The sequence below is a fragment of the Pseudomonas sp. WMBT8 genome, from assembly GCF_050916005.1.
GTDB lineage: Bacteria > Pseudomonadota > Gammaproteobacteria > Pseudomonadales > Pseudomonadaceae > Aquipseudomonas.
In genome coordinates this window covers 1,814,217-1,831,457 of sequence record NZ_CP188096.1, presented here as the reverse complement: position 1 = coordinate 1,831,457, position 17,241 = coordinate 1,814,217, and the positions used below count along the sequence as shown (strand labels likewise).

Here is a 17,241-nt window from a genome sequence, read left to right as displayed (position 1 = left end):
CCATCGGCGCCATGAACAATTTCGCCGCCCTCTCCCGCATGCTCGAAAACCTCATCCGCCTCGGCGTCATCGCTGAAGTCCAGATGGTGCCCCCGCGCGTGAAAGTAAAGACCGGCGAATTGACAACCGCCTGGCTGCCCTGGCTGGCCCTGCGTGCGGGGGCCGACCGTGAGTGGGACCCGCCCACCGTCGACGAACAGGTCATCCTGATCAGCCCGTCCGGCCAACTCGCCAACGGCGTCGTCATCACCGGCCTACCCAGCGATCACATTCCCGCCAACGGCAACCGCCCTGGCCTGCACCGTCGCACCTACGCCGACGGCACGGTGATCGATTACGACAGCGTCGCCCACCACCTCAACGCCACCCTGGCCGAAGGTGGCACCACCAACTTGACCAGCACAGGCGGCATCAACATCGTCGGCCCGATCACGCACCACGGCGACTACACCCAGACCGGCAACCAAAACGTCACCGGTACCGTGACCGTCACCGAGGACGTGGTCGCGGCTGGTATCAGCCTGGTGGAACATCCGCACGGCGGCGTCATGCCAGGCAGCGGCAAGACGGGGAAACCTGAATGAACCGAGAAACCGGCGGCGCCATCGGCGATCTGGACCTCATCAGCCAGGCGATTACCGACATCCTCACCACCCGCATCGGCACCCGCGTCATGCGCCGCGAATACGGCAGCCTGCTGCCCGAGTTGGTGGACCATCCCTTCAACGATGCCACCCGCCTGCGCGTGTACGCGGCAGCAGTCATGGCATTGATGCGCTGGGAACCGCGTATCAGCCTGAACCGGGTGCAGTTCCTCGGCGCCAATCTGCAAGGCCAATCGGTGCTGGACCTGGACTGCACCCTGGTGGACTCCAATGAGCCGTTGAGCATGAGCCTGCCGCTGCAACTGGGGGCCAGTGTATGAACACGTTCGCCGCCATCGACCTCAGCCTGTTACCCGCGCCGCAGATCGTCGAGCAGATCGACTACGAGCAGATCCTTGCCGAGCGCAAGGCCTACGCCATCAGCCTGTGGCCGGTCGAGGAACAGCCAAAAATCGCCGCGCGCCTTGAGCTAGAGTCGGAGCCTCTGACCAAGCTGCTGCAAGAGAACGCTTACCGCGAGACGATCTGGCGCCAACGGGTCAACGAAGCATCAACCGCCAATATGCTGGCCTTTGCCAAGGGCTCCGACCTGGAAAACTTGGCCTCCAACTTCAACGTCAAGCGCCTGGTTATTCAGGAGGGCAATGCATCAGCATCCCCGCCCGTGGCGCGGGTCATGGAAGATGACGACAGCCTGCGCGAACGCACGCAGATGGCCTGGGAAGGCCTCAGCACCGCAGGCCCGCGCAACAGCTACATCTTCCACGCCCGCGCAGCTGACGGGCGGGTTGCCGATGCCACAGCGGAAAGCCCTTCCCCGGCCGTGGTCGTGGTGACGGTCCAGGGCATGCTGGCCGATGGGAGCGCAGAGCCTGAGTTGCTGGCCGTTGTGAACGCCTATCTCAGCGATGAGGACCGCCGCCCAGTCGGCGACCGCCTGACCGTCCAGGCCGCGCAGATCCTGCGTTACCAGGTCAAAGCCAAGCTCTACCTGAAAACCAGTGGGCCAGAAACTGAGCCTGCCCGAGCGGCTGCCGAACAACGCCTGAAGCACTACGTCCACCAGCGCCGCCGGTTGGGCATGGAAGTCTCAGAATCAGCGATCCACGCCGCGCTGCACGTCGAGGGCGTGCGCAAGGTCGAGCTGGAGAACTGGGTCGATATTGCCGCCACGCCTTACCAGGCGCCGTTTTGCACCGACATTAAATTATCGGTTGGGGTGGAGTGATGGGCGCCCAGCACCTGCTACCCAGCAACTCGACGCAGTTAGAGCGTGACGCGGCCGTCGCACTGGCGCAGATCCAGCGGGTGCCTATTCCCATTCGCCTGCTGTGGAGCCCGGACCTATGCCCGCTCGCGGTGTTGCCGTATCTGGCCTGGTCGTTTTCCGTCGACCGCTGGGACAGCACCTGGTCGGAGTCCATCAAGCGCGCGGCCATCCGTGCCGCTTACTACATCCATTCGCGCAAGGGCACCATCGGCGCGCTGCGGCGCGTGGTCGAGCCCCTGGGCTATCTGATCGAGATTATCGAGTGGTGGCAGGACGTGCCGGTCGGCATCCCGGGCACCTTCAAACTCAAGGTCGGCGTGCTAGACACCGGCATCACCGAAGAGATGTATCAGGAACTGACCTTCCTGATCGATGACGCCAAACCCCGCAGCCGCCACCTCACCGGCCTGGCCATCAGCCTGGAAACCACCGGCAGTTTCTATATCGGCGCCTGCGTCAGCGAAGGCGATGAACTCAGCGTTTACCCACCGACCCAACGCGACATCGAAGTCAGCGGTTACCTGCGCCTGGGCGGTCGCGAACATCACATTGATACGATGGACATCCTCCCATGATCGACCAGAACAGCCAGTTTCAAGCCATTCTTACGGCCATCGGCGAGGCCAAACAGGCGAACGCGGACGCCCTCGGCATCCCCTGGACGTTCGCACAGATGGGCGTGGGTGATGCCAACGGCACCGACCCATTCCCCGACCGCCTGCAAACCAAGCTGATCAACGAGCGGCGCCGTGCACCGCTCAACCAGCTCAAACCCGACCCGAAGAACCCCGGCATCATCATTGCCGAACAGGTCATCCCGGAAAACGTCGGTGGTTTCTGGATTCGGGAAATCGGTCTGTACGACCAGGACGGCGATCTGGTGGCCGTCGCCAACTGCGCGCCGACGTTCAAGCCGTTGTTGGCCCAAGGATCGGGTCGGACTCAGATCATTCGTATGAACCTGATCGTTTCCAGCCTGGCCAACATCGTGCTGAAGATTGATCCATCAGTAGTCCTAGCAACTCGGGATTATGTGGACCGCTCGATTGGTGAGGTGCTGCCGGCGGATAAAACGCCCGGTACTTATCACCGAGTTACGATCAACGCGCGGGGCATTGTGGTGTCGGGAAGCAATCCAACCACGCTCGACGGTTTCGGTATCAAAAACGCTTACACCAAAGACCAGACCGATAACCTGCTTGATCAGCGGGCTGGAGCAGACGGCATACTGGCGGCGGGTGTGGTTAATGGAGATCCAGGCTTACCGTACTTCAGGTTCAAGAATCCTGATGGCTCTGCGGGCCATATAATCAACCTGTCACTGTCATCTCATGGTCACACCTTCGCTAGCTTGAGTGACAAGCCAACAACACGCGATGGCTATGACCTCCGCGATGTTTTTACAAAGACCGAAACACGAGCCGGTTTTGTTGCAGCCGGTTCGGAAAACCGCATCGCTCTTTCCTGGGCTGCGGAGGGGTTAAAAGCCGCTGTTGATGTTACTGACCTCGGTGCGTTATGGCTGACGTCGAACTTCAATCCTGACACGAAGGCAGACAAGTCCAATACCTACACCATTGGGCAAACAGATGTTCGTTTATCGCAGCGAGTTGTCAGCGATTGGATATCTCACGCAGGGTTGATTTCGGATAACCCGGACCTTCCTTACGTCATGCAGACTTCGACCGGCGCTATTTTGCAGCTTGCTCGCCGGGTGCATCGTCACGCATTTTCCGATCTGGATGGGCTTCCGCCTACAGCTGTTGGGCATGGGATCTACGACGTCTACTCCGTATCTCAGTCAGATATAAAGTTCAATCAAAAGCTGACCCGCGATGCGATTAGCGTGGCTGGATTATGGGGCGGCGACATCAACCTTCCGTACTTCCGGAGGGCTTTTGATGAACAGCCGGTTTACTTCATCACCCAAACCACCCTGCCGAAAAACACCTGCCAGAAGGGTATTCCAGGCTGGTGGAAATGCGCCGATACCGGCTTACTACGTCAGCGGGTCTCCATCTATATCGGTGATGTCTCAACGGCATGGGCGGGTGCGGTTACATGGCCTGTTGCCTTTGCAGAGCAAGCTGATTCAGTGAAGCTTTCGTTTCTCCATACCAATGGTTCGCCGGCAACCGTCTCATGTGCGTATGCCGACCTGACCCGCACAGGGTGCAATTTGCGCGTAGATGAATGGGGGTTAAATCCGCAGTACGGGCTGACACTTATCGTAGAAGCGGAGGGTTATTAAGATGAGCGCGTATTTTCACTCAAAAAGTGTCGGGTTCTATACCGATGAGGTTCACGGCCCCCGGACTATCTTGGTAGTTGATCCCAAGTGGAAGCAGCCAGAAATCCAGATTACTGATCCCGATTGGGTTCCTGGTGACGATGATAAAGACGCAGAGCCCCCGCTGATTAGCGTCCCCGACCCTGACGCGGTTCCGCCCCTAATTGAAGTGCCGAACCCCAAATGCTCGCTGCCTCCGAAGGCCGAACTGCGGGACCTGCCCCAGGACAAGTACCTGGCGCTCCTAGTCGCACAGTCCCAAGGTAAAGTCATTCAAGCCAATTCAAAGGGAGAGCCTGTTGCTGTTGCTCCACCTCCGCCCAGTGACGCAGAGCTTGAACGGCGCGAGCGTATTTGGCGCGACTCATCGCTGGCAAACACTGACGGTTTGGTTGTGCGCCATCGTGACGAGTTAGAGCTTCAACAGGCTACAACGCTTACAACTGAACAGTATCAGCAGTTGCAGCGTTATCGCTTGGACCTGCGAGCCTGGCCCGTCGCGGAACATTTTCCAGACAGACAATTCCGGCCAGTAATACCAGATTGGGTCGCTGCCAAGAACTTGTAAGCGTTGCGACTACAAGCCCGCGCGCTCGCCCAACCGGCGCGCGCGCGGCAGCCTGTGCACTGTCATTCCATCACAACGCAGGCAACCACCCATGGCCGGTTCAGACTATCTCCACGGCGTGCGGGTCATCGAACTCAACGACGGCACCCGCCCCATTCGCACCATCTCCACCGCAGTCATCGGCCTGGTTTGCACGGCTGAGGATGCAGACCCCCTGATGTTTCCGCTGGACACCCCGGTACTGCTGACCAATGTGCAAAGCGCCATCGCCAAAGCCGGCGTCAAAGGCACCCTGGCATCCAGCCTGCAAGCCATTGCCGACCAGACCAAGCCCTACACCATCGTGGTGCGGGTCAAGGAAGGCGCGGACGAAGCCGCCACCACCAGCGCCCTGATCGGTACCACCACCGCCGATGGCAAGTACACCGGCATGAAAGCCCTGCTCGCAGCCAAGGCCCGCGTGGGCATGACGCCGCGCATTCTCGGCGTGCCTGGCCTCGACAGCCAGCCGGTAGCCACCGCGCTGGTATCGATTGCCAAGGACCTGCGCGCCTTCGCTTACGTCAGTGCTTGGGGCTGCAAAACCAAGGAAGAGGTGGTCGCCTACCGCGAAAACTTCGGCGCCCGTGAAGTGATGGTGATCTGGCCGGAGTTCCAGAACTGGAGCACCGTCACCAATGCGACCGTCACTGCCTCGGCCGTGGCGCGTGCCCTGGGCCTGCGGGCCAAGATCGATCAGGAAACCGGCTGGCACAAGACTATCTCCAACGTCGCCGTCAATGGCGTGACCGGTATCAGCGCCGACGTGTTCTGGGATCTGCAAAACCCGGCCACCGATGCCAACTACCTCAACAGCAATGAGGTCACCACGCTGATCAACGAGGGCGGCTTCCGATTCTGGGGCAGCCGTACGTGCAGCGACGATCCACTGTTCGCCTTTGAAAACTACACCCGCACCGCGCAGATCCTCGCCGACACCATGGCCGAGGCGCACATGTGGGCGGTAGACAAGCCCATGCACGCCTCCCTGGTGCGGGACATCATCGAGGGCGTTAACGCCAAGTTCCGCGAATGGATCGCCCAGGGCTACCTGATCGGCGGCAGTTGCTGGTACCCCGAAGACATTAACGACAAGGACACCCTCAAGGCCGGCAAGCTGACCCTCGACTACGACTACACCCCAGTGCCGCCCCTGGAAGACCTCACGCTTCGCCAGCGCATCACCGACCGTTACCTGATGCAGTTCGCCAGCCAGATCAACAGCTAAACCGGGCCTCCCCCGCGAGGGGAGTTAACCCTGTGCCATACCCCCGGAGAACACCGCCATGGCCCTGCCCCATAAGCTCAAAAACCTCATGTTGTTCAACGACGCCAACATCTACCGTGGATTGGTTAAGTCCGTCACCCTGCCCGCCCTCGGCCGCAAGATGGAAGCCTATCGCGGCGGCGGCATGAACGGCCCGGTCAAGGCAGACCTGGGCTTTTCCGATGACGGCATCCAGTTGGAATGGAAAACCGGTGGCCTCGATCTGATCAGCCTCAAACAATTCGGCGCGGTCAACGCCTCGGGCGTGGCGCTGCGATTTTCTGGCGCCTATGAGCAGGACGACACCGGCGAAGTCAGCGCGGTGGAAATCGTGGTGCGCGGCCGTCACGAAACCATCGAAATGGGTGACGCGCAGCCAGGCGAGGACACCGAACACGCCATCACCACCACCTGCACCTACTACAAGCTGACGGTCGACAACGAAGAAATCATCGAAATTGACCTGCTCAACTTCATCGAGAACGTAGGTGGCAAGGACATGCTGGAGAAACAGCGCAAGGCCATCGGGGTCTGATCCCCGCCCTCGATCGACAATCCCATACGTTCATCACCAGGAGCTTTTCCAATGAAAACAGCCGCCACCGAACAACCCGACCTCCAGCCACTGGCCGACGACAACACCGTCGTCCTCGACTCCCCGATCCGTCGCGGCGTCACCACCATCGACAGCATAACCTTGCGCAAACCCAGCTCGGGCGAGCTGCGCGGCGTGAGCCTGGTGGAACTGCTGCAAATGGACGTCGCCAGCCTGATCAAGGTCGTACCGCGTATCAGCAGCCCAACCCTCACCGCCATTGAGGTCTCCGGCATGGACCCGGCCGATCTGCTCGCTCTCAGCAGCAAGATCAGCGGTTTTTTGTTGCAGAAGTCGGCGAAGACGGATGCATCCCTCGTCGCGTAGAGGACGCCATGGCCGATCTAGCCGTGGTTTTTCACTGGGCACCGGCCGATATGGATCAGTTGGGCCTGCAAGACCTGATGGACTGGCGCGAGCGTGCCAGGGTGCGGAGTTCCACCGATGGCAAATGATCTGAAACTTCAGGTGCTGCTCAGTGCCATCGACAAAGCCACTCGCCCACTGAAGCAAATCAACAACGGCAGCCTGGAGACCGCTCGCGCGCTCAAGGCTGCCCGCGACCGCCTGAAGGAACTCAACACCCAGCAGAAAGACGTCACCGCCTGGCGGTCGCAGCGTGCAGCTGTCGAGCAGACCAACGAGGCGTTGAGTGCCGCCCAGACCAAAGTCAAAACCCTCAGCCAGCAGTTTGCCGCGACCGGCGTGCCGACCAGGGCAATGGCGAAGGACTTTCGAACGGCCCTGCGCGAGGCCCAGCGGCTGAAACAGCAGCACCAGCAGCAGAGCGAGCAGCTCCAGGGGCTGCGCTCCCGACTGTATGACGCGGGTATCAGCACCAAGAACCTGGGCACTCACGAGCGCCAGCTGCGCGAGCAAATCAACGCTACCAACGCCAGCATCAGTGCGCAGGGCAAGCGAATGGGCGAGCTGGCCGCCCAGCATAAGCAAGCGGCGACAGCCCGCAGCCAGATGGAGAAAACCCAGAGAGCAGCCGGGAACCTGGCAGTCAATGGCGCTGCTGGATTGGGTGTGGGATACGCGGCAAGTCGGCCTATCATGGCGGCAGTCAGGGCCTTTGCACCCAATGAAGACTCAGCCACCCAGCTCAAAGTGTCCATGATGGGCGACACCGGCAAGGTGTCAGAGGACTTCCAGAAGATCACCGAGCAGGCCACCAAGCTCGGCGACCTTTTGCCCGGTTCCACGGCAGACTTTCAAAACATGATGACCATGCTTCGCCGCCAGGGCCTGAGTTCGAAAAATATCTTGGGCGGTACTGGTGAAGCCGCCGCCTACCTCGGCGTCCTGCTGAAAATGGAAGCGACTCAAGCCGCTGAGTTCGCTGCCAAGATGCAGGACGCTACGCGCACCACTGAAAAAGACATGATGAGCCTGATGGATACCATCCAGCGAGGGTTCTACGCGGGTGTTGATCCGACCAACATGCTTGCCGGCTTCAGCAGCATTTCGCCCGTGATGGACATCATCAACAAGTCAGGTTTGGAGGCAACCAAAAGCCTGGCACCACTGCTGATCATGATGGATCAGGCCAGTATCGAGGGGAGCAAAGCAGGTAATGCCTTTCGAAAAATATTTCAGGCATCGCTGAAGAAAAGCAACGTCGACAGCATCAACAAAATGCTCGCCGACAAAGGGCAGAAAATCAGCTTCAGCTTTACCAATGAGGAAGGGAATTTCTCTGGCGTGGAGAACCTCTACGCCCAAATCGACAAGATCAAGGATCTGAATCAGGTCGACAGAACAGCGGTTATCGGAAAGCTGTTTGGCGACGACGCGGAAACCATCACGACCCTCAACGTCATGATGAACAAAGGGCTGGCCGGGTATCAGCAGGTGCAGCAGCAACTACAAACCCAGGCTAATCTACGCACCCGCGTGAATGAACAGCTGGGTACCCTGACCAACGTGATGGAAGCCGCAGAGGGCAGTTTTACCAACGCCTTGGCCGAATTCGGCGCGGCCGTCGCGCCCGACTTGAAAGACCTGATTAAAACGCTGGGCGACATCGCCAACAGCGTCGGGACCTGGGCACGAGAAAACCCGAAGTTGGCTGGTGGTCTAGTTAAGGTAGTGGGCCTTGTGGCGGTCCTGGCGTTCAGCTTCGGGGGCCTGGCATTGACCATGGCGAGTCTGTTGGGACCATTTGCCATGCTGCGCTATGGCATGACCATGTTTGGCATCCAGGGCGGTGGCGTCTCCAAAATGGTGAAGGGGCTGTTCCCCACGCTGACTGGACTTGCTCGCAACGTATTTCCGATGTTCACCCAGGGCATACGCCTGCTCGCCACAACCATGGGCGGTGCGCTTTTAACCGCCCTTCGCACCGTAGGGATTGCGCTGTGGGGGCTGGCAGCAAACCCGATTGTCCTGGTCATCGCCGCCGTGGTCGCCGCCCTGGCTGCCGGCGCCTACCTGATCTACACCAACTGGGACGCGGTGAAGAACTACTTCGCCAACGCCTGGACCGAGATCAAAGCCGGCTTCAGCGGTGGGATCGTCGGCATCATCAACACCCTGGCCAACTTCAGCCCCATCGGCCTGATTTACCAGGCCTTCGCCGGGGTGCTGAGTTACCTGGGCGTGGATCTGCCCAGCCGCTTTACCGAGTTCGGCAACATGATTGTCAATGGCCTGGTCAACGGACTGATGGCTGGGCTGGGCAGCGTCAAGACCGCCATCAGCTCAATCGGCGACGCCAGCATTGGTTGGTTCAAGGAAAAGCTCGGTATTCACAGCCCGTCGCGGGTGTTCGCCGAGTTGGGCGGGTTCACCATGGCTGGGTTGACCAAAGGCCTGGAGGGCGGCCAGAAAGGCCCGCTCAACGCACTGAGCAGCATGGGCAAGCAACTGACAGCCGCCGGCACGCTGGCCCTGAGCGCCACCGCTATGCCGGCGTTGGCCGTAGATGACCGACCGCCCCTTGCTGCCTCGACTGCGACAACCACAATGTCCGCCCCGGCAGAAGTGACCATCCATGTTCACGCGGCACCAGGCATGGATGAAGGCACCATCGCTCGGGAAGTAGCAAAACAGGTTGATCGGATACTGAGAGCTAAAGAAGTACGTCAACGCAGCCAGTTAAAAGACTTGGAATAATCACCATGATGTGTGCCCTCGGCATGTTCGTGTTCAGCCTCTCCACCGCCGCTTACCAGGAGCTGCAACGCCAAACCGATTGGCGCCACGCCAGCAACAACCGCGTCGGCGCCGCTCCTGCGCGGCAGTTCGTGGGCCGTGGTGACGACTCCATCACCCTCCCCGGCATCATTTTCCCGGAACTGGCCGGCAGTGCCCTCAGCCTGGACGCCCTGCGCCTGATGGCAAACACCGGTAAGGCCTGGCCCATGGTCGAAGGCAGTGGCCGGATCTACGGCCTGTGGGTGATCGAGAGCCTCAGCGAAACCAAAACCATATTCTTCAGCAACGGCACGCCACGGCGCATTGAGTTCACCCTGAACCTCAAACGAACCGACGATGACCGGATCGATCTGCTCGGCGCTGCCACCAACATCGGCGTCAACATCCTGCGGGGGCTGCTGTGATTGACGCTGCGCTGTCCAAGGTCACCGGCTACCTCAAAGACACCGCCCAGCGCTTCATCCGCGACGCGGCCTACCCGGTACCGGCATTCCGTCTGTCCGTAGACGGCCTCGATATCGCCCAGAAGATCAGCCCGCGACTGATGAGCATGGATCTGACCGACAACCGTGGCGTCGAAGCCGATCAACTCACCATCACCCTCAGCGACCACGACGGCCTGCTGACCATCCCGCCCAAGGGCGCTGTATTGCGACTGTGGCTGGGTTGGAGTGATACAGGCCTGGTAGACAAAGGCACCTACACCGTCGACGAAACCGAACACAGCGGCGCCCCGGATGTACTGAGCATCCGCGCCCGCTCGGCGGACCTGCGCAAAGGACTCAAGACCAAACGCGAACGCAGCTGGAGCAACACCACCCTCGGCAAAGTCCTGGGCGATATCGCCATCGGCAACAACCTCACCGCCACCATTGCCGGTGCCCTGGACGGATTGCCGATCCTGCAGCTCGACCAGGCCAACGAATCCGACGCCAACCTGATCAGCCGCCTGGGCGAAGAATTCGACGCGGTGGCCAGCGTCAAAGCCGGCTGCCTGTTGTGCCTCCCAGCCGGTGGTGGCAAGACCGCCAGCGGCCTGGACCTGCCCCACATCACCCTGACCCGCATCGACGGCGACCAGCACCGGTACCTGCAAGCAGACCGCGACAGCTACGACGGAGTCCGCGCCTATTACTACGACGTCAACAGCGCAAAAAAACAGGAAGCCATTGCCGGCGGCGGTGACAACCTCAAAGACCTGCGCCACACCTACAGCGACCAACAGTCAGCCCTGCGCGCTGCCCGTGCCGAATTCCGACGACTGCAACGCGGCAGCGCCACCCTCAGCTACACCCTCGCCGTGGGGCGGCCGGACCTGATTCCAGAACTGACCTACACGCTCCAGGGAGTGAAGGCAGAAATCGACGAGATCATCTGGTACGGCGGAAATGTGCAGCACAGCCTGACTGCTGACGGCGGTTACATCGTGAGCCTGGAGCTGGAGAGCAAGTTGCCAGAGGACAATGTCGAGGATCTGGCAGAGGACAATCCAGGGGATTACACGGGAATAATCGCGTACTACCGGGATGAGAAAACCGGAAAGGAAAAGACAATCACGGCGGGGGATCAGGCGAAACCGAGGCGATTGCGGTGGCTGTATGCCAGTGAGAAGACGGCCAAGCGTGCCGTAGATCGAGAGTGGAAAAAGGCACAAGCCGAAAAGTCGGCATAAACCCCGGCGCTCGGCCGGGGCCCTGTGGGCGTTACTCAGGAGCCTGCGCAAACACTTCCAAAAGTCGCATCACATCATTTTTTTGTTGGGCACTTGTGGCCCGAAACAATACCAACAATATGACTTCTTGCTCACTCAGGCAGTCCGAGTTTACGGCTGACGACTGGCTGTTCGAGACGCTATTGTTCCCCATCATGCGATTACTCCTTTCACATGCAACGGGAGCCCGGTGCCAACACGGCACCGTCAAGGTCTCCCGGAGAACAACGGATGTTCATCACAAAATCGGTGTGTCATCAGCTGACGAACAAAAAACTGTGAGGCTTTGTAACCCTACAACTGCCCAGGTCGAGCCCGAACATCAAGTACTTGGTTATTCGCCGGATTGAAGTCGCATTCGTAGGTATGCCTTTGGAAAGCGCCAAAGCCGTTCTGAAATTCGATTTTGTCTCCGATGAAGGTCAGCAGGCCTTGCTCTTGATTCAGCCAACGGAAATGGCTGAATTTCGTCTCGAAAGTGCCATCAGTCCAGCGGGAGGTGTATTTGGCCAGGCGAGATACCGGATCTTTGCAATAGACACTGGCGGCAATTCCGTACTTGTCTCCCGCGCACTGTAGGTCCTTACGGCAGGCAGCTTCATCGACCTTGGTTTTTTTATCATCCGCTTTATCGCTTTCACCGCCAGAGCACATTGAAACGACGATAGCGATGATGATCACCAAAAATATGGCCCCTCCAACAGCGCTTCCCGTGGAAACACCTGGATTTGCCACACCGCAGTTAGGGCATGTTTTCGCCGATGTATCGACATTATGTTTGCAGGACTTACAGGGCTTCAGCGCCATTCCTCTACTCCTTTGAACTTCCTTGAAAAACCGGCCATCTTGGTCGGTGTGTTACTTCCGTTCGCCTAACCTCAGCTACTCGGCTGCTGCCCTACCCACTACTGCGAACGCTAAGGCCATGCGTAGCAAAACCTGGCGATCTTCTTCAGTGACGTGCTGATAAGCAGCCAGCAACTCTGAAGCATCAGCACCGATGCTGTCGGTCGACCGCGGCTTACGCTCGCCAGTCACCACATAAAGAATGTCCACCCCTTTCCCAGCCACAGCTGCGAGGTAAACCGCATCTGGGCTTCGTTCACCTTTCTCGTAGTTGTACTGGCTATTTTTCGAAGCCCCTGCGACGGCCGCAAATTCAGTCTGACTGAACCCTAAGCGCTCCCGTTCCTCTTTGAGGCGGTCACCAATACCCACATTTGTCTCCATCAAGACTTGACGATCCCACGTACATGGGAAATACTTCGCCTATCACCACACGAAACCACACGAAACGAGACTATGCCGAACGCATCCCCCATCGAGCAAGCCTGCCAAGAGGCCCGTGATCGTCTCGCACGTCTCGGGATCTCGGCAAAAGACTGGGCCGAAAAAAATGAATTCAACCCGTCGACGGTCTACGCGGTTCTGAACGGACAGAAGAAGTGTTTACGCGGTGAGGCTCATCGCGCCGCCGTGCTGCTCGGAATCAAAGACGGCGTCATTACAAACTAGGGCCTCTGGCTCCAAGGGGAAACCAGAAGATGAAACGCCCAGTTCTAGCGACCAAGCGGCAAGTAATGAGTGCAGTTATTTGCGACTACCCAGGCGGACGCGAATGCGCTTCAGCTCGCCTTGGTTACGAGCTCAAGAAGTTCGATAACCACATCTATGAAAATGCCGGCAGCCGACCTTTAAGCGATGAGCAGATTCATGTGTTGGAGCAGGACGCTGGCACCACACATCTGCCGGAATACATCGCAGCCTTGTACGGCGGCATGTTCGTCCCACTGGCAAATCCCGAAACCCTGGACAACGTCGACCTCTACAGCCGGTCGGTCAACGCTGCTGCCAAGCGCGGAGTCGTCGACCAGATCATTGCCAAAGCCTTGGACGACGGTCGCATCGAACGTGACGAGGCGGAAGCGATCCTTGCCGCGCACAACCGCTATATGTCGGCTCGTCATTCAGAAGTACTTGCGACCATCCAGTTGCACAGCAAGGGGCCCCAACATTGAGCACTTACAAGCTGGTTTGCCCCCACTGCCAAGGCCGCATGCGTATCCGCACCAGCGAAGGACAGCACATTTTCTTGCGTATCACCTACATGCAATGCACCAACGAAGCCTGTGGCTGGTCGGTGCGTGCTTTGTTTCAAATGACCCACGAGCTGAGCCCCAGCGGCATGCCCAACCCAGCTGTAAAGCTGCCAGTTGCAGACGTGGTCATTCGTCGACAGGCAATGAAAACCGCTAACGATCAACCCGATCTGCTGGATCAACTGGAAATGGAGCGTGCGTGATGAAGCCCGAGCAATTGACTCATGACTACCGCAGCAGCATGCAACACGCTGCTTTCGCTTACCTGCAACGCCATGACGCCGAACACCTGGTGGACTCCGATCTGCTGTTCGACCGGTGCATACGTCATCTGACCCTGGCTCTGGAAGTGCCGGTGTTCATGGCGCCCAAGCTGGTACACAACGCCTGGACCGAACTGCAGGTCATCAAACAACGGCAAAACCTGGGTGTGGACTGGGGTGCCGGTGATGACAGAACGGTCGTGCATCTGATCGATACCCGCGCCCACTTGCGATATCCGGTACCGGCACGACTGCTCCCGCAGAAATTGCTCGACCAGCGCGATACCGCGCTCAAGCCTCACCCTCAGTAAACCCCTTTAAAACATCCCGCCCTTCCCCGGCTGCCGTGGGTTTGGGTGAGCTTTGCCCGAAATCCGAGGTGGACCATGGAAATCGACGTCGCCATCACCGCAAAACTGCCCCGCGACCAGGCCGAAGCCCTGCTTCAGGTGCTACGTGCTCAGTACGCACAGCAGTTCAACGAGCATTGGTACGACGACCGCTTTCGCATGATCCCCGAGGGTTTGCGGCATGGCTCGCTGCTCGTCGCCTTCCCGGTGATGGCTGCACAGAAACGCCTGATCGGCGCCCTTAAACACAGTCTCGACGAAGCGAAGTAAGCCCCGATGGAAATGAAAGAAAGGCTGCGCGCCGACGTCATCCAACGCATTGAGCGGGACTACCAGCTCAAGCACATGCGCGGCACGGACTATATGCGTAAGGGTGTTTGCCCTGCCTGCGGCCAGAAGACTCTGTACACCTTCTACGATTCGCCCTGGACGTTGATCTGTGGACGGCCGGAAAAGTGCGACCACCGCGTCTATATAAAGGACGTGTATGACGACCTGTTCAACGACTGGAGCAAGACCGCCCCGTCGACACCGGACAATCCCCTTGCCACCGCCCGCGCCTACCTGGAGTTTGCGCGGGGCTTCAAATTTGAGCTGATCGCCGGATGGTTCACCCAGGAAAACTACTGGGATAGCCGGCTCAATATCGGTAGCGCCACGGTGCGTTTTGCCCTGGAGAAAGGTGGCTACTGGGAACGCCTGATAGATCGGCCTGACCGCTTCGGCAAGATGAAAGCGCGCTTCCGCCCTACCGGCGAAGGTGCAACAGGCTACAAAGGAGTTTGGTGGTGCCCGCCGAGCGTAGACCTGTTGGAGGTCGACGAACTGTTTATCGTCGAAGGGATATTCGACGCTATCGCCCTGCTGCATAACGACGTGTCGGCCGTGTCGATGATGTCCAGCGCGCCCTGCCCGATTGATTCGCTCAAGGCCCTGGTCAAGCTGCGCCATGACGCTGACAAGCGCCTGCCGACTCTGGTGTGGGCACTGGATAACGAACCGGTGGCTAAAGCCAATACACGCCGCTGGGTCAAAGAGGCCCGCGACCTGGGCTTCACCTGCAAAGCGGCAGTGATCCCACAGCCCAACGGTAAAAAGGTCGACTGGAACGATCTGCACCACCGCTGGAAGTCGATCGAGGGCGACGAGAAACGTGCCGAGCGCATCGAGCAAGACCTTGATAACGCTCGCCACCAGGGTGACCTGCTGCTGGCTGACTCGGCTGAAGAAAAAGGTTTCCTCATCTACCTGCGCGACGAACGCAAAGAATTCAACTTCACATTCCGCAAGCGCCTGTACTGGTTTCGGATTGACCTTGATAAGCACGACCGCGCCATGAGTGACCTTGAGAGTTCACAACATCACGAGGACCAACTGCTCAACGATGAACAAAAGCGTTACAAGGCACTGCGCCAATCCGGCTCAGTGACCTGCATCGCCAACTGCAATTTCCAAGCGCTGTACTACATGCGCAACGACCTGACCGATGAGGCCTGGTACTACTTCCGTATCGAGCGCCCGCAAGGGCCTGCCATTAAAAGCACGTTCACGGCCAAGCAACTCACGTCGGCGCCTGAGTTCGCGAATCGCCTGCTCAACGTCTCCAATGGCGCGATGTTCGAGGGCAGCGCCCAACAACTGAAACGGATTCTGGCACCTCAACTGGACTGCCTGAAAGCCGTCAACACCATCGAATGGATCGGATACAGCCGCGAACACGGTGCTTATGTTTTCAACGACCTGGCCTTCTTCGACGGGGCGGTGCATGTGCGCAACAAAGAAGACTTTTTTGACCTGGGCAAGCTGAGTATCAAGTCACAGAGCCAGTCGCCCGTGCTGCACATCAATACCGACCTGAACGCCTACAACGAAGGTTGGTTCGACATCTACTGGCGCTGCTTTGGTGTCCAAGGTCTGGTAGTGCTGGCCTGGTGGCTTGGCGCTTTGCATGCCGAGCAGATCCGCCAGATCCACAAGTCGCTGATGTTCCTGGAGCTGGTAGGCGAAGCCGGGTCGGGCAAAACCACCCTGGTCGAGCTGCTGTGGAAACTGGTCGGACGCACTGATTACGAAGGTTTCGACCCGTCCAAAGCAACAGCAGCCAGCCGTGCGCGCAACTTCTCGCAGGTCAGCAACCTGCCGGTGGTGCTGATCGAGTCCGAGCGTGAACAGAAGGAAGGCCAGCCCGTAAAGCACTTCGACTGGGACGAACTGAAAACCGCCTACAACGGCCGCAGCGTTCGCTCCACTGGCGTGAAAAACAACGGCAACGACACCCACGAACCGCCATTCCGCGCCGCCCTGCTGATTGCGCAGAACAACGCGGTGAACGCCTCAGAACCGATCCTCCAGCGCCTCTGCCACGTCCATCTGACCCGCGAGCACCACACCCCGGAAACCAAGCAGTTCGCCGAGCAGCTGGAGCGCATGCCGATGGAAAGGATTAGCGGCTTCCTGGTCAAGGCCTTGCAACGCGAAGCCAACACCATGCGCCTGATGGAAGAAAACACCTCCGGCTACGAGCAGGAGCTGCTGGCACAACCCGGCATCCGCACAGTGCGTATCGCGAAGAACCACGCCCAGTTGCGAAGCCTGGTGGATGCCCTGGCCGACGTCGTCCCGCTTGGCGAGCACCGTAAAGCCCTGGCGCACGCCGAGGTCAGCCGCATGGCCCTGGAGCGCCAGCAGGCAATCAACGCCGACCACCCGACCGTTACCGAGTTTTGGGACCTGTACGACTTCCTCAACGGTATGGACGAAACAGGGGCGCTCAACCACGCCCGTCGAGATGGGCTGATCGCGGTAAACCTCAACGAATTTGTAGAGATGGCGGCGAACAAGCGCCAGCAGGTGCCCGCCCTCAGTGACCTGAAACGCCTGCTCAAGACCAGCAAGTCACCCAAGTTTCTGGAATCCAACAAGGCCGTCAACTCGGCGCGGGCGCTGGACGCTTTCGACAAACCGAAAACCATTCGCTGCTGGGTATTCCAGGGCGTGTAGGGGCTGCAACCCCTCGACACCA

21 protein-coding genes are annotated in these 17,241 nt (G+C 59.2%); 19 read left to right on the top strand and 2 right to left on the bottom strand.

Annotated elements, in window-relative coordinates; translation table 11 throughout:
* Positions 1 to 11 precede the first annotated feature (11 nt).
* The 13 genes from ACO77H_RS08110 (at position 12) to ACO77H_RS08050 (ending at position 11,468) form a co-directional block, all read left to right on the top strand.
* A complete protein-coding gene (locus tag ACO77H_RS08110; RefSeq protein WP_432755258.1) occupies positions 12 to 584 on the top strand; it encodes a phage baseplate assembly protein V in 573 nt (190 codons plus the stop codon).
* Positions 581 to 925 (top strand): GPW/gp25 family protein, encoded by a 345-nt coding sequence (locus ACO77H_RS08105; RefSeq protein WP_432755257.1) that lies wholly within the window; start codon positions 581 to 583, stop codon positions 923 to 925. Before ACO77H_RS08110 ends, ACO77H_RS08105 begins: the two co-directional genes overlap by 4 nt.
* A complete protein-coding gene (locus tag ACO77H_RS08100) occupies positions 922 to 1,833 on the top strand; it encodes a baseplate assembly protein (RefSeq protein WP_432755256.1) in 912 nt (303 codons plus the stop codon). Before ACO77H_RS08105 ends, ACO77H_RS08100 begins: the two co-directional genes overlap by 4 nt.
* Positions 1,833 to 2,450 carry a phage tail protein I gene (locus tag ACO77H_RS08095; protein WP_432755255.1) on the top strand — a complete coding sequence of 206 codons (618 nt, stop codon included), beginning with the start codon at positions 1,833 to 1,835 and terminating at the stop codon, positions 2,448 to 2,450. The genes ACO77H_RS08100 and ACO77H_RS08095 overlap by 1 nt, the downstream gene beginning before the upstream one ends.
* Positions 2,447 to 4,126 carry a phage tail protein gene (locus ACO77H_RS08090; protein WP_432755254.1) on the top strand — a complete coding sequence of 560 codons (1,680 nt, stop codon included), beginning with the start codon at positions 2,447 to 2,449 and terminating at the stop codon, positions 4,124 to 4,126. Before ACO77H_RS08095 ends, ACO77H_RS08090 begins: the two co-directional genes overlap by 4 nt.
* A 1-nt stretch (position 4,127) precedes the next feature.
* On the top strand, positions 4,128 to 4,733 hold the full coding sequence (locus ACO77H_RS08085) for a phage tail assembly chaperone (RefSeq protein ID WP_432755253.1): 606 nt from the start codon (positions 4,128 to 4,130) through the stop codon (positions 4,731 to 4,733).
* Between the two features lie 91 nt (positions 4,734 to 4,824).
* A complete protein-coding gene (locus ACO77H_RS08080) occupies positions 4,825 to 6,000 on the top strand; it encodes a phage tail sheath protein (RefSeq protein WP_432755252.1) in 1,176 nt (391 codons plus the stop codon).
* 58 nt (positions 6,001 to 6,058) lie between these two features.
* A complete protein-coding gene (locus tag ACO77H_RS08075) occupies positions 6,059 to 6,574 on the top strand; it encodes a phage major tail tube protein (RefSeq protein ID WP_432755251.1) in 516 nt (171 codons plus the stop codon).
* A gap of 51 nt (positions 6,575 to 6,625) precedes the next feature.
* The gene (locus ACO77H_RS08070; RefSeq protein WP_128592877.1) at positions 6,626 to 6,961 is read left to right on the top strand and encodes a phage tail assembly protein; all 336 of its coding nucleotides are present in this window, start codon (positions 6,626 to 6,628) and stop codon (positions 6,959 to 6,961) included.
* 8 nt (positions 6,962 to 6,969) lie between these two features.
* Positions 6,970 to 7,089: a GpE family phage tail protein gene (locus tag ACO77H_RS08065; protein WP_029293885.1), complete on the top strand. Its 120-nt coding sequence runs from the start codon at positions 6,970 to 6,972 to the stop codon at positions 7,087 to 7,089.
* Positions 7,079 to 9,754, top strand: a complete 2,676-nt coding sequence (locus ACO77H_RS08060) for a phage tail tape measure protein (RefSeq protein WP_432755250.1) — start codon at positions 7,079 to 7,081, stop codon at positions 9,752 to 9,754. Before ACO77H_RS08065 ends, ACO77H_RS08060 begins: the two co-directional genes overlap by 11 nt.
* A 5-nt stretch (positions 9,755 to 9,759) precedes the next feature.
* Positions 9,760 to 10,200, top strand: a complete 441-nt coding sequence (locus ACO77H_RS08055; protein ID WP_169960485.1) for a phage tail protein — start codon at positions 9,760 to 9,762, stop codon at positions 10,198 to 10,200.
* Positions 10,197 to 11,468 carry a phage late control D family protein gene (locus ACO77H_RS08050; RefSeq protein ID WP_432755249.1) on the top strand — a complete coding sequence of 424 codons (1,272 nt, stop codon included), beginning with the start codon at positions 10,197 to 10,199 and terminating at the stop codon, positions 11,466 to 11,468. Before ACO77H_RS08055 ends, ACO77H_RS08050 begins: the two co-directional genes overlap by 4 nt.
* Positions 11,469 to 11,801: 333 nt before the next feature.
* Here the strand turns inward: ACO77H_RS08050 and ACO77H_RS08045 are convergent, their stop codons facing one another.
* On the bottom strand, positions 11,802 to 12,314 hold the full coding sequence (locus tag ACO77H_RS08045; RefSeq protein ID WP_432755248.1) for a hypothetical protein: 513 nt from the start codon (positions 12,312 to 12,314) through the stop codon (positions 11,802 to 11,804).
* Between the two features lie 75 nt (positions 12,315 to 12,389).
* Complete coding sequence (locus ACO77H_RS08040) at positions 12,390 to 12,725, bottom strand: helix-turn-helix domain-containing protein (protein WP_432755247.1); 336 nt, start codon at positions 12,723 to 12,725, stop codon at positions 12,390 to 12,392.
* An 84-nt stretch (positions 12,726 to 12,809) separates the two neighbouring features.
* On the opposite strand from ACO77H_RS08040, the gene ACO77H_RS08035 reads away from it, so the two are divergent.
* From ACO77H_RS08035 to ACO77H_RS08010, 6 genes are all read left to right on the top strand, one after another.
* Positions 12,810 to 13,022, top strand: a complete 213-nt coding sequence (locus tag ACO77H_RS08035) for a DNA-binding protein (protein WP_092231667.1) — start codon at positions 12,810 to 12,812, stop codon at positions 13,020 to 13,022.
* 29 nt (positions 13,023 to 13,051) lie between these two features.
* Positions 13,052 to 13,525 carry a YmfL family putative regulatory protein gene (locus tag ACO77H_RS08030; protein WP_432755246.1) on the top strand — a complete coding sequence of 158 codons (474 nt, stop codon included), beginning with the start codon at positions 13,052 to 13,054 and terminating at the stop codon, positions 13,523 to 13,525.
* Positions 13,522 to 13,809 carry an ogr/Delta-like zinc finger family protein gene (locus ACO77H_RS08025; RefSeq protein ID WP_057439568.1) on the top strand — a complete coding sequence of 96 codons (288 nt, stop codon included), beginning with the start codon at positions 13,522 to 13,524 and terminating at the stop codon, positions 13,807 to 13,809. Before ACO77H_RS08030 ends, ACO77H_RS08025 begins: the two co-directional genes overlap by 4 nt.
* Positions 13,809 to 14,180: a hypothetical protein gene (locus tag ACO77H_RS08020; RefSeq protein ID WP_170060364.1), complete on the top strand. Its 372-nt coding sequence runs from the start codon at positions 13,809 to 13,811 to the stop codon at positions 14,178 to 14,180. Before ACO77H_RS08025 ends, ACO77H_RS08020 begins: the two co-directional genes overlap by 1 nt.
* A 75-nt stretch (positions 14,181 to 14,255) precedes the next feature.
* Positions 14,256 to 14,489 carry a hypothetical protein gene (locus ACO77H_RS08015; protein WP_057439570.1) on the top strand — a complete coding sequence of 78 codons (234 nt, stop codon included), beginning with the start codon at positions 14,256 to 14,258 and terminating at the stop codon, positions 14,487 to 14,489.
* Positions 14,490 to 14,501: 12 nt separating this feature from the next.
* Positions 14,502 to 17,219 carry a toprim domain-containing protein gene (locus ACO77H_RS08010; protein ID WP_432755742.1) on the top strand — a complete coding sequence of 906 codons (2,718 nt, stop codon included), beginning with the start codon at positions 14,502 to 14,504 and terminating at the stop codon, positions 17,217 to 17,219.
* The last annotated feature ends 22 nt before the right edge of the window (positions 17,220 to 17,241 follow it).

Excerpts from the sequence above, each read along its gene's own strand:
- ACO77H_RS08075 (WP_432755251.1), top strand. The coding sequence starts at position 6,059 with ATGGCCCTGCCCCATAAGCTCAAAAACCTCATGTTGTTCAACGACGCC.
- ACO77H_RS08080 (WP_432755252.1), top strand. The coding sequence starts at position 4,825 with ATGGCCGGTTCAGACTATCTCCACGGCGTGCGGGTCATCGAACTCAAC.
- ACO77H_RS08100 (WP_432755256.1), top strand. The coding sequence starts at position 922 with ATGAACACGTTCGCCGCCATCGACCTCAGCCTGTTACCCGCGCCGCAG.
- ACO77H_RS08095 (WP_432755255.1), top strand. The coding sequence starts at position 1,833 with ATGGGCGCCCAGCACCTGCTACCCAGCAACTCGACGCAGTTAGAGCGT.
- ACO77H_RS08105 (WP_432755257.1), top strand. The coding sequence starts at position 581 with ATGAACCGAGAAACCGGCGGCGCCATCGGCGATCTGGACCTCATCAGC.
- ACO77H_RS08035 (WP_092231667.1), top strand. The coding sequence starts at position 12,810 with ATGCCGAACGCATCCCCCATCGAGCAAGCCTGCCAAGAGGCCCGTGAT.
- ACO77H_RS08010 (WP_432755742.1), top strand. The coding sequence starts at position 14,502 with ATGAAAGAAAGGCTGCGCGCCGACGTCATCCAACGCATTGAGCGGGAC.
- ACO77H_RS08015 (WP_057439570.1), top strand. The coding sequence starts at position 14,256 with ATGGAAATCGACGTCGCCATCACCGCAAAACTGCCCCGCGACCAGGCC.
- ACO77H_RS08020 (WP_170060364.1), top strand. The coding sequence starts at position 13,809 with ATGAAGCCCGAGCAATTGACTCATGACTACCGCAGCAGCATGCAACAC.
- ACO77H_RS08060 (WP_432755250.1), top strand. The coding sequence starts at position 7,079 with ATGGCAAATGATCTGAAACTTCAGGTGCTGCTCAGTGCCATCGACAAA.
- ACO77H_RS08055 (WP_169960485.1), top strand. The coding sequence starts at position 9,760 with ATGATGTGTGCCCTCGGCATGTTCGTGTTCAGCCTCTCCACCGCCGCT.
- ACO77H_RS08030 (WP_432755246.1), top strand. The coding sequence starts at position 13,052 with ATGAAACGCCCAGTTCTAGCGACCAAGCGGCAAGTAATGAGTGCAGTT.
- ACO77H_RS08110 (WP_432755258.1), top strand. The coding sequence starts at position 12 with ATGAACAATTTCGCCGCCCTCTCCCGCATGCTCGAAAACCTCATCCGC.
- ACO77H_RS08045 (WP_432755248.1), bottom strand. The coding sequence starts at position 12,314 with ATGGCGCTGAAGCCCTGTAAGTCCTGCAAACATAATGTCGATACATCG.
- ACO77H_RS08085 (WP_432755253.1), top strand. The coding sequence starts at position 4,128 with ATGAGCGCGTATTTTCACTCAAAAAGTGTCGGGTTCTATACCGATGAG.
- ACO77H_RS08090 (WP_432755254.1), top strand. The coding sequence starts at position 2,447 with ATGATCGACCAGAACAGCCAGTTTCAAGCCATTCTTACGGCCATCGGC.
- ACO77H_RS08065 (WP_029293885.1), top strand. The coding sequence starts at position 6,970 with ATGGCCGATCTAGCCGTGGTTTTTCACTGGGCACCGGCCGATATGGAT.
- ACO77H_RS08070 (WP_128592877.1), top strand. The coding sequence starts at position 6,626 with ATGAAAACAGCCGCCACCGAACAACCCGACCTCCAGCCACTGGCCGAC.